Genomic DNA, 10,159 nt, shown 5'->3' with positions numbered 1-10,159 from the left:
CAAGACCCATTCGACTGTTCGAGTTAAAAGTAGAATCAGCAAGGCGCCCACGCTTGTTAACGGACTCGATTATTCGGTTCCGGCGTTCCATCGGGCTACCTTGCTGAATACCTGTTGCAGCAGGTATGGGTCTTACCTTATCGCTTTAAGACTGATACGGAAACTGTCGAAATCAATCATACAAAGCGTATCCAATAGGGAACTGCGCAATAATCTCTTGGTCGATGCATCATCCATCAATTATTGAAAGAGTTTCTCTCATCATGAAGATATTCATTCTTTTTTGCTTGGTTACCCTTACGGCTTGTTCCCAACGGCAGATTTACGACTCGGTTCAAACGAATAATCGCAATGAATGTGAACGTTTGAGTGGGGTGCAGCGCAAGGAGTGTTTGGGGCGTTTAGCACCTGACTACCAAACCTATGAGCGGCAACGTAAGGAACTGTTGGAAGCGCAATAATGTATTTATTTCACATAAATTGCCGTTTTTGTACCGCTGGGAATTCAGTCGCCCAGTCTTGGGTTGTTGACTTTTTCTTATAGTAAAATTTTGGCGATTAATGGCATTTTTTACGGACTAAAAAACCTTACCTGGTTCCGGCCACTATTTTTGGCGTTGTAGAGCGCTTTATCGGTGCGTTTAAAAACTGCTTCGAAAGTCTCTGTGGCTTTCACTGTCGTGGCACCGATGCTGACAGTGACTTTAATTAATTGGTCATCAATAGCAAAACTGTGCCGTTCGATGGTCTCTCTTAGTTTTTCGGCGAGAGTGATTAAGCGATCTTCGGAAATTTGCGAACAAATGAGAATAAATTCCTCGCCGCCCCAGCGGCCAAAAATATCGGTTTGGCGGACTTGTTCGTTGATGATTCTGGCAATTTCACTGAGTACGACATCACCCGCGTCATGGCCTAGGCTGTCGTTTATTTTCTTAAAATAATCGATATCGAATAGCATAACGCCCATTTGGTTGCGGCTAAAGTTGCTTTCAAATAAACGTTGCAGAAATTGCTGCACGCCGGCGCGGTTCATAACTCCGGTCAGAACATCGGTGGTTGATAACGCCTCAAACTGTTGCTTTTCAGTCTCCAGTTTTTTGTATTCACTAACTAAATTATTAATCCGCTGGGCATCAGTTTTGGTTTTTATATTGATGAGATAAAACCGCCACAATACTTCTATCACAATCAGTATCATCCAAAATAAAATAATGCAGAAATAGAGAGTTTCCTTTTTTATCCATTGACCAACAGCCTCAATTCGCTCAATGCGGATTTCATTGTCGCTGTGAACATTAAAATCTAATCCGATAGCAATTGCATTGTTCATGGACGGGGCTGAATACTGCCGCGCGATATCGAACTCGGTAATCCACCATTCGGCAACGCTAAATTCACTCAGCTGTACGTAAACCGGTTGATTCAAGTCAGAGGTGCGTATTGCGGTAGACATGACTTTGCTGGTGGTGTCGTATTTCTCGATATCACTGAAGCTTGGATCGAAATCCCGTAGTGATAAACGAATCCGGGGCGCATTACCTTTGTAGTGAATGAAAATGTTTAGCCCATCATAGGCTGAGAGGTCGATTCCTGTTGTCCTGTCCGGCCCAAGATTGAGCGACCATCCGCAGGAATAGGCATCGCCGGGAGCGTAGTTGCAGCGGAAATGGTTGATGCTTCGGTCAATCCAATCTGCTTGTTCTGTATCATGAGCGTGTGGACTATAAATCCATGAGAGACGCTCAGGGTCTGGGTATAGGGGCAGGATTTTCGCCGGCAAATATTGATGAGTGGCGATGAGGATGATAGTGATGAGCACCGCTAATAATCTGAAAGTTGCGTAGGATTTCGGCCTAATCATTATCAATAATCCATTCGTTAACATTATGTAATTGGCAGGGAATTGATCCTGATTGCTGAGTATAGATTAGATTGGCTGATTGCATCCCTATCACCCATACGGGATAATACTGGTTAACCAACCAGTTCCTGTATCCCTATGACCAATGCCTTTTTATTAACCCGCCAATGGCGCGACACACGTGACGGTGTCGCGCTCGATTTGTGGTGGGCGACGGAGCAGGGGAGTTGTTGGACGCAGATTACCGGGCAGGAAGTGGTGTTTTTTGTGTTGCGCGAACAAGCTGCGCAGATCAAGCTGTTAATCAGCCGCTTGCGCCAGTGGCGTATGGCGGAAGTTGAATTAAAAACTTTCCTCAATAAACCCGTTAACGCGCTCTATTTTAAAAGCCACCGCAGCGCGCGCGATGCGCAAGATATTTTCAAGCAGAACGATATTCCCTTTTGGGAAAGCGATATTCGCCCTCCTGAACGTTATTTGATGGAGCGATTTGTGACGGCGGGCGCGCAATTGGATGTACCCACGCAAGCGTTTTCCGCTCAACAACCAATTATGAATCCGCGTATTGCGCCGCTTGCCGATGAGCAATCACTCTGGCGGCCTGGGTTGCGCATGCTTTCGCTTGATATTGAAACCTCCATGGATGCCAAACAGCTTTATTCCATCGGTGTTTGGTGTGAAGAAGGCAAGCGCGTGTTTATGGTGGGTGAGGGGACAGACACAGAGTTAGTGATATTTTGCGTGGACGAAAAAACCTGCCTGCAACAATTTTTTGTGTTTTTACAGCAGGTCGATCCCGATATTTTGATCGGTTGGAATCTGGTGCAGTTTGATTTGCTGGTGCTGGAAAATATTTGCCAGCGTTTGAAAATAGGATTGCAACTGGGGCGCGCCAACCAATCCATTAATTGGCGCCATGAAGAGGGCGACGGCGGGCGCAGCTTTGTGGTGATTCCAGGGCGGGTGGCGCTCGATGGTATCGAATTACTGAAAGCGGCGAATCACCAATTCCAAAGTTATTCTCTGCAGAATATTTCGCAGGAATTATTGGGCGAAAGCAAATTAATCACCGGCAGTGATCGTGGTGATGATATTACCCAGTTATTTAAAACCGATAAGCTGGCGCTAGCCGATTACAATTTGCACGATTGCGAATTGGTGTGGAAAATTTTTGTGCAGCAGGAGCTGCTGGCGTTTGCGCTGGAACGCAGTCAGTTAACGGGTTTGCTTTTGGATCGCATCGGAGGGTCGGTTGCGGCGTTTGAGTATTTATATTTACCTCGGTTGCACCGGCGCGGTTATATCGCACCGAATTTAGGTGAATTTGAATCTGATGTGATTAGCCCCGGTGGGTATGTGATGAATTCGCGGCCGGGGATTTATGACAATGTGTTGGTGCTGGATTTTAAAAGCCTGTACCCGAGCATCATTCGCACCTTTTTAATTGACCCTTGTGCTTTCTGGTTGGCGCAACATAATCAACTCGATGAAGCGGAAACTGTTCCCGGTTTTAACGAGGCTTATTTTGCGCGCGAAGGGCATATCTTACCCAATGTGATCGAGCAGCTCTCAGCCGCGCGCGACCGTGCCAAACAACATAAAAATGCGCCGCTTTCCCACGCTATCAAAATTATTATGAATTCGTTTTACGGTGTGCTGGGTTCAACCGGCTGCCGCTTTTTTGATCCCCGTGTTTGCAGTTCCATTACCTTGCGCGGCCATGAAATTATCCAGCGCAGCCGCGACTGGATTGAGCAGCAAGGTTACGCAGTGATTTATGGCGATACGGACTCGCTGTTTGTCTGGCTGGAAAATAATTGTGTTGGTAAAACGCCGAAAACGCCTGAGCAGTGCAACAGCATTGGTAAACGCTTGGCAAAAGAATTGAATATTTGGTGGCAACAAACACTGCGCGATGAATTCAATATTAACAGCGCATTGGAAATTCAATACGAAACCCATTACCTGCGTTTTTTAATGCCGACTATTCGCGGCTCTGAGCTGGGCACTAAAAAACGTTATGCCGGATTGGTAGAGGTTAATGGCCAGCGCGATATGGTGTTTAAAGGGCTGGAAAATGTGCGCACCGATTGGACGCAACTGGCCAAAGAATTTCAAATGACGCTTTACCGGAAAATTTTTGATGGCGAAGATTATTTTGATTTTGTGCGCAACACTACCGCGCAGGTGTTGGCGGGTGAGCGCGACCTGGAATTAATTTATCACAAGCGCTTGCGCCGCCATCTGCACGAATACCAAAAAAATGTACCGCCCCATGTGCAGGCTGCGCGCAAATATGAACAGTTAACCGGCGCACGTTTGCGTCGCGGCCATTGGATTAGTTATCTGATTACGGTCAATGGCCCCGAACCAGTGGGATCAGATGATATCAATATGGCTCTGCGCCAGAGTCCGATTGATTACCAACACTATGTCGATAAACAGCTCACTCCCGTTGCCGATAGCATTTTGCATTTTATGGATGAATCGCTCGGGCAATTGGTTGAGAGCCAGATGTCACTGTTTGGTTGACTTGTTATCGCCCCCGCCTCGGGCTATATTCCGCCTCCCGTTTGTTATCTTCAGGAAGTTTTATGTCAGAGAGAGATTCCGATATTGATGAAGTTCTTGAGATGCTGCGCGATAGCAACGAGCCCGTGCCTGTGCCGTTGGAATTGCCTGATGAAGATCGGTTGGTCGAGATTGAAGAAGAGCTGTTGCTGCCGATCCCGCGAGAGATGCGCAGTTTCCTGATGGAAGCGAGCGATGTGGTTTACGGTTCTATCGAGCCGGTGACGGCTGCTGATCCTTACTCGCATACCTATTTGCCCGAGGTGACCGCAGTCGCCTGGGAGCAGGGCGTGCCGCGCTATTTAATGCCGTTGTGTGAAGTGAACGGCGCCTACTACTGCGTAGAACAAGATGGTGAGGTGGTGTTTTGGCGCGATGGTGAATTGACTGACGAGACCTGGCCATCGGTATGGCACTGGGTGCGGGATGTGTGGCTGGAATCCTGAACCAGTCGTGTTGCGATAGCTGCATCAAGTCACGAAAATAGATTTTGGTGACAGAGCTTTGCTCTGGCCTGAGCTACACTAAGTCTCCCGGCCAGCGTTTTGTCACACGCTGGCGTTATGGACAAGCCAGTCGCCGTTAAAGATCCTAATTAGTTACGATCCTAATCAGTAAAGAGCAGTCTCAGTGCGCAAATCCCTTTTGTCATTTGTCATTCCTCTTCTGGTGTTCACCAGTGCGGAGCTATTGGCGGAAGTGGATGCACAACCCTCAACGAAAACCTCGGCTCAGGATTCCAGCCTTGAGGATTTTGAAGCCCATGTGCGTCGCGTAGCCGAAAAGACCGCAGCGGAAGAAAAAGCGCGCAAGGAGCAAGAGCGATTAGAAGCAGCGGCGAGCAAAAAGCCCGCGCAACCCTTCACGTTTTTTAAGTATCAGAAAGGCGGTTCCGTCGCTTATTCAGATCGCCAACCTAAAAAAGCTGCCTACGAAGTCATCGTCTATACCTCTTGCTACGCTTGTAACCCCTTATCGCGCGTCGATTGGCGCGGTACCAAACTCTACATGACCGAATTTACCTATTTGATTACCCAGGCCGCCAGCAGGTACGGTGTTGATCCCGCGTTGGTGCGTGCGATTATTCATGCCGAATCCAATTTCAATCCGCTCGCGCGCTCGCGCAAAGGCGCCATGGGGTTGATGCAATTGATGCCCGGTACCGCCAAAGATATGGGCGTCAGCAATGCCTCCGATGCTGCGCAGAATATCGATGGTGGAGTGAAATATTTGGCGCGTATGCTGGAGCGTTTTGACGGCAGCATTACTATGGCGACCGCTGCCTACAACGCCGGACCGGGAGCAGTGGAAAAGTACCGGGGCGTGCCACCCTACGAAGAAACCAAGACCTATGTTTTCCGCGTCAATATCCTTCATCAGCGCTACAAAAATCAGTTGGCCTTGGCGCGCAATTGATCTGCCGGCTTTCCTACCGACTTCCTCCTTATATCCCCGCACCTTGCTACTGGTCTTTTGACGGTTGTGCTCATAACCAATAATTCTAATTTTCACGCCAAATAACGCTCAAAAAATCAGCATTTTTGCCGCTATAGAGATTAACCCGCGCTTTCCCAAGTGAATTTCCGGTGGGATTTTCTCTATTTCTCCAAAAAATGGACGGCAGATATGATTATTTCCAATGCCCTTATTGGCATGGCAGCACAGCGTGATTACCGCGAAGAGCACAGCGTTACAGAGCGGCTGGAATTTTGGCTGGATCAGCCGGCAGCCGCCGTGCAAGCGGCTAATACGGAACCACAACCGCTGGGTGTGGCAGTGGATCTCTCCCGCGCAGGTTCGCTACTGGCGATGCATCGCCAAACACAGTCGCTCGATTTAAGCACACCGGTGGATTCCCGTGATCGCTTGAATATGATGATCATCGCGGCGATGTATAAAGCCATCACCGGCAAAGACTTGGATGTGGCATCACCCGCTGAGGTGCAAGCTGCTACGGGTGCCAACACGCAAACTTTGAGTGTGGACACAGCGCCGCCCGCGCAAGCGGTCACTACCCGCAGCACTGGCCCGGGTTTGATTTATCAGCGGCACGAGCGCTATCAGGAACAAGAATCGATGAAGTTCCAGGCGGTGGGTGTGGTGCGCACGGCTGATGGCCGCGAAATCAATTTTTCTGTGGCGATGAATATGAGCCGCGAGTTTGTGCAGGAATCCAATCTGCACATTGAGGCGGGCAGTAAAAAAATTGATCCGTTAGTGATTAATTTTGATGGCTTGGGTGCATCACTTAGTCAAACACGTTTTGAGTTTGATTTGGATAGCGATGGCACAGCTGAACAAATTGCGAGCTTGCGACCTGGCAGTGGTTATTTGGCGTTGGATCGCAACGGCGACGGCAGCATCAATAATGGCAGCGAATTATTTGGCCCTAGCAGTGGGCGCGGTTTTACTGAACTTGCTGCTTACGATGAGGACGGCAATCATTTTATCGATGAAGGCGATAGCATTTATCAACAGCTGCGCATCTGGATGACTAATGAAGATGGCTCGACTCAATTAGCGGCGCTGGGTGATAAAAATATTGGCGCCATTTTTCTGGGGCATGTGTCCTCGCCATTCCAATTAAAAGATGCGGATAACCAATCGCTCGGTGAAGTTGTTAATTCAGGTATTTATCTCAAAGAAGATGGTGGTGTTGGTGTGGTGCAGGAGATAAATTTAACGGTGTGATTTAAATTTAAAAAATAAAAAAGGCGGCTGCTTGTTAGCAGTCGCCCCAAAACGCATTACCAATCCATGTGAATAGCTGTAGAGATAAAGAGTTAGAAAGCGCCCAGTGTGCTGCTGGCGCTGCCAGTATTAAATGTATTATTGCTGCCACTTTCCCACACAACACCTGCTGCCGCATTATTTTCTTCGCGCTTCAAGCATTTCCATTCCACTGCTGTGTTAGCCGGTATTTGAATTGTGCCGGTCCAAGTTGGATAGCTAGTAGGATTTAATTTGATAGCTGAGGCTGCAGTCCAATTCCCTAACGCGGCACTGTTGCCCACCACATACACGCTTTGTCCTGAATAAGTGGTTCCGTTTTGGCAAGTAAAGCTCACACTAACCGACGCACCAGTTGAGCTCGCTGCGCTGCTCGAACTTGCAGGTGTACTTGAGCTACTCGCTGCAATAGAACTTGCTACTGCGCTGCTGGTGTTATTGGCAGGGGTGATGCTGTACTGCAAATTTGCATCGTTAAAGGTGATGGTGTAAGTGCCCGGCGTAGTGACGAGAATATCGTTGCCACTGGCGTCAGCAATTAAATCGCTGTTGTTGTTGCCCCAGTTGTTAACCCAGTTGCCGTAGGCATCAAATTTAAAACGACCGGTGTTGCCGGTGAAGCTGGCGGTGCCGACCCAAGTGCCTGCGGCGCAAGTCATATCGGTGCTGGCCCAGTTATTAAATGTGCCGCGCAATTTCATTGAGGAGTAGACGCAGTTGTTGCCAACAACGCTGCCATTTTTTGCTTGCACATGAATTGCCGCTGCGCTTTTTGCTGCAACATTAAACGTCGCTGTGCCATTGGCGGCAACGGTAATACTTGCACCCGTGCAGGTACCGTTTACAAAATCGCCCGCGATAACATTGCAATAATTTCCTGCCGCCAAACCGGTTTGCAAGGTGACATTGATTGCACTGCTTTCACCATTAACGACCACAAATCCTAAACTGCCGCGACCAAACGCAATAGCGTTTGCACCGTTATCCCACCAGTTAGATAAATAAAATGCCTCTTTTGTGGCATTGCGGAAGCCGACCATATTGGCGATTTCGCGATTGCGGTGCTCGCACAGCCAACCGTTATTACAATTGCTTGCAGGCGTTGATGTTGGTGGGCCTTGGTCGTGATCGGTCCAATCGTAACTGGACATGACTTCTGGGTACCCATAGGGATAGGCGAGCATAAACACGTGCGCAATATTATTTATATTCATGCCATCTTTGTGCGTCACAATATTGCTGGTGTTTTGACGTTGGTTATCGTGGTTGGCAACAAAAGTCACCGCATCACTACTATTTAACCAACCGCTCCATACGCCGATATTGCGCAAATCTTTTAGCGGTGCGCGCCCTTTAAAATAAGTGCCCAAGGTGCTGCTGAAATTAAATTCAGTCACATCGCTAATATAAGTGTATTGCGCGGGCGTAATAGGTTCGTTAGCTGCGCCAATCACTTCCTGAAAGATATAGGGGCTGCCATTTAAACGGCTGACAATATTAGCGATATCGCCACTGGGCATATGTTTTGCCGCATCGATACGGAAACCGGCTACACCCATGCTCAACAAATCATTCATGTAAGCAGCGATTTTCCCGCGTACATAATCGGATTCGGTTTTTAAATCATTTAATCCCACCAGATCGCAATTCTGCACTTGCCATGCGTTGGTGTAATTAATAGGACCTGTACAGGTGTGAAAATCATTTACACCGTAGGGCACTTCCGGAAAATTGCGATTGCCCGCCGACATATGGTTGATAACAGCATCGACATAAATCCCGACACCAACAGCCTTACAGCGCGCGACCATGCTGGCAAATTCAGCGCGTGTTCCCGAGCGGCCTTCAATCGCGTAACTCACAGGTTGATAACGTGTCCACCAAAAACTTCCGGCAACGGATTTTTGTGGTGGCGATACTTGCACTGCCGCATAACCTTTCGGGCCTAAAAAATTTTCGCATTCAGATGCAATGTCATTCCACTTCCATTCAAATAAATGGACAAAGGTAGTTTGTGCAAAAGCAGGGGACGAGATTAACGGGCATAGCAAAAAAGCAAACAGGAGTTTGGGGAGTGTTTTCATAATGGTTTACCGAAGTTTTGATGATTATCTTTATTAGGTTTGTCTACATGCAGGGCATGCAACAGCAACTTCCGGCATCAGAATACGGCAAATGATTTGGATAAATAGTTTGAATACGTATGCAGTAACAATAATTATTTTCGAATACAAATTTGCGCGACACGCGGAATTTTATCCAAGCGATGGCAAGCTTTTCTTATAGGGCAATTTTTTAGTGGAGAAATGAATTGTGTGTCGGCCCTAAGGATTTGAATCGGTAGGAGATTTTATAAAGCAGAACAATAAGCCCCATACGGGGCTCATTGCAGTGGTCAAAGCTTTTTATGTATTTAGTGTCAGCACTGTTTTATTTATTGGCTGACAATACTTGTTCTTTGGTTTCACTGGCAATTGGAGTGGAAACACGGTTTTTCAAAACGACTGTGTCACCTTTTGCCAGAGTGTCCAATGACATAGCGCGGCCTTTCTCAGTTGCTACTTTTGCGCCCTTGATGACGTTAAAGGTTTTGGTAGCACCGTCTTCAGTCTTGATGGTGATAGTGCTCTCAGCAGCATTTACTTTGGTTACCACACCAGGAACTTCTTTATAAGCGGCATAGGCTTCAGCGTTCGCCATAACAGACAACGTTGACAGGCTGGCAAGTGAAGCGACGGCAACAACTTTAGCGACGAATGATTTTGACATGATAAAAGCCTCAGGAAGTAAGATTAATCGGAATGTTTAACTGCACCCACGGGATGATTATAGGCATGTCAGATTTTAGTTTGTTACTTTTTGTTACGAATTTTAAGATTGTTTTCGCACAAAAACCGAAATATTGATCATTTTTATTCATATATAGAATATCAAATCGTATTTACATCTTAATATGTTATTAAAAGCATTATTTTGAGTCATTTATCAGAAAAAGTG

General features: G+C 47.3%; 8 protein-coding genes. 5 read left to right on the top strand and 3 right to left on the bottom strand.

Going from position 1 to position 10,159, the window contains the following annotated elements; translation table 11 throughout:
* Positions 1-263 precede the first annotated feature (263 nt).
* The gene (locus tag J2X05_RS19970; protein ID WP_310075975.1) at positions 264-461 is read left to right on the top strand and encodes a hypothetical protein; all 198 of its coding nucleotides are present in this window, start codon (positions 264-266) and stop codon (positions 459-461) included.
* Between the two features lie 110 nt (positions 462-571).
* Here the strand turns inward: J2X05_RS19970 and J2X05_RS19965 are convergent, their stop codons facing one another.
* Positions 572-1,861: a GGDEF domain-containing protein gene (locus tag J2X05_RS19965; protein WP_310075970.1), complete on the bottom strand. Its 1,290-nt coding sequence runs from the start codon at positions 1,859-1,861 to the stop codon at positions 572-574.
* A gap of 138 nt (positions 1,862-1,999) precedes the next feature.
* Here J2X05_RS19965 and J2X05_RS19960 point away from each other — a divergent pair, with 138 nt between their 5' ends.
* The 4 genes from J2X05_RS19960 (at position 2,000) to J2X05_RS19945 (ending at position 7,123) form a co-directional block, all read left to right on the top strand.
* The gene (locus J2X05_RS19960; protein WP_310075967.1) at positions 2,000-4,393 is read left to right on the top strand and encodes a DNA polymerase II; all 2,394 of its coding nucleotides are present in this window, start codon (positions 2,000-2,002) and stop codon (positions 4,391-4,393) included.
* A 62-nt stretch (positions 4,394-4,455) separates the two neighbouring features.
* Positions 4,456-4,878, top strand: a complete 423-nt coding sequence (locus J2X05_RS19955) for an SMI1/KNR4 family protein (RefSeq protein WP_445343911.1) — start codon at positions 4,456-4,458, stop codon at positions 4,876-4,878.
* Between the two features lie 184 nt (positions 4,879-5,062).
* Positions 5,063-5,848, top strand: a complete 786-nt coding sequence (locus J2X05_RS19950; protein WP_310075964.1) for a lytic transglycosylase domain-containing protein — start codon at positions 5,063-5,065, stop codon at positions 5,846-5,848.
* Between the two features lie 210 nt (positions 5,849-6,058).
* Positions 6,059-7,123, top strand: coding sequence for an SPM autocatalytic domain-containing protein (locus J2X05_RS19945; RefSeq protein WP_310075962.1), 1,065 nt, complete (start codon positions 6,059-6,061; stop codon positions 7,121-7,123).
* A 92-nt stretch (positions 7,124-7,215) separates the two neighbouring features.
* Here J2X05_RS19945 and J2X05_RS19940 read toward each other — a convergent pair whose 3' ends face one another.
* Together J2X05_RS19940 and J2X05_RS19935 are read right to left on the bottom strand one after the other, a co-directional pair.
* Positions 7,216-9,246 carry a carbohydrate-binding module family 20 domain-containing protein gene (locus J2X05_RS19940; protein WP_310075960.1) on the bottom strand — a complete coding sequence of 677 codons (2,031 nt, stop codon included), beginning with the start codon at positions 9,244-9,246 and terminating at the stop codon, positions 7,216-7,218.
* Positions 9,247-9,592: 346 nt separating this feature from the next.
* On the bottom strand, positions 9,593-9,931 hold the full coding sequence (locus J2X05_RS19935) for a hypothetical protein (RefSeq protein WP_310075957.1): 339 nt from the start codon (positions 9,929-9,931) through the stop codon (positions 9,593-9,595).
* Between the last annotated feature and the right edge of the window lie 228 nt (positions 9,932-10,159).

Source organism: Cellvibrio fibrivorans (assembly GCF_031457055.1).
GTDB classification, from domain to species: Bacteria; Pseudomonadota; Gammaproteobacteria; order Pseudomonadales; family Cellvibrionaceae; genus Cellvibrio; species Cellvibrio fibrivorans.
Note: the sequence above shows the minus strand (reverse complement) of the source record. Positions and strands in the feature narration are given on the sequence as shown.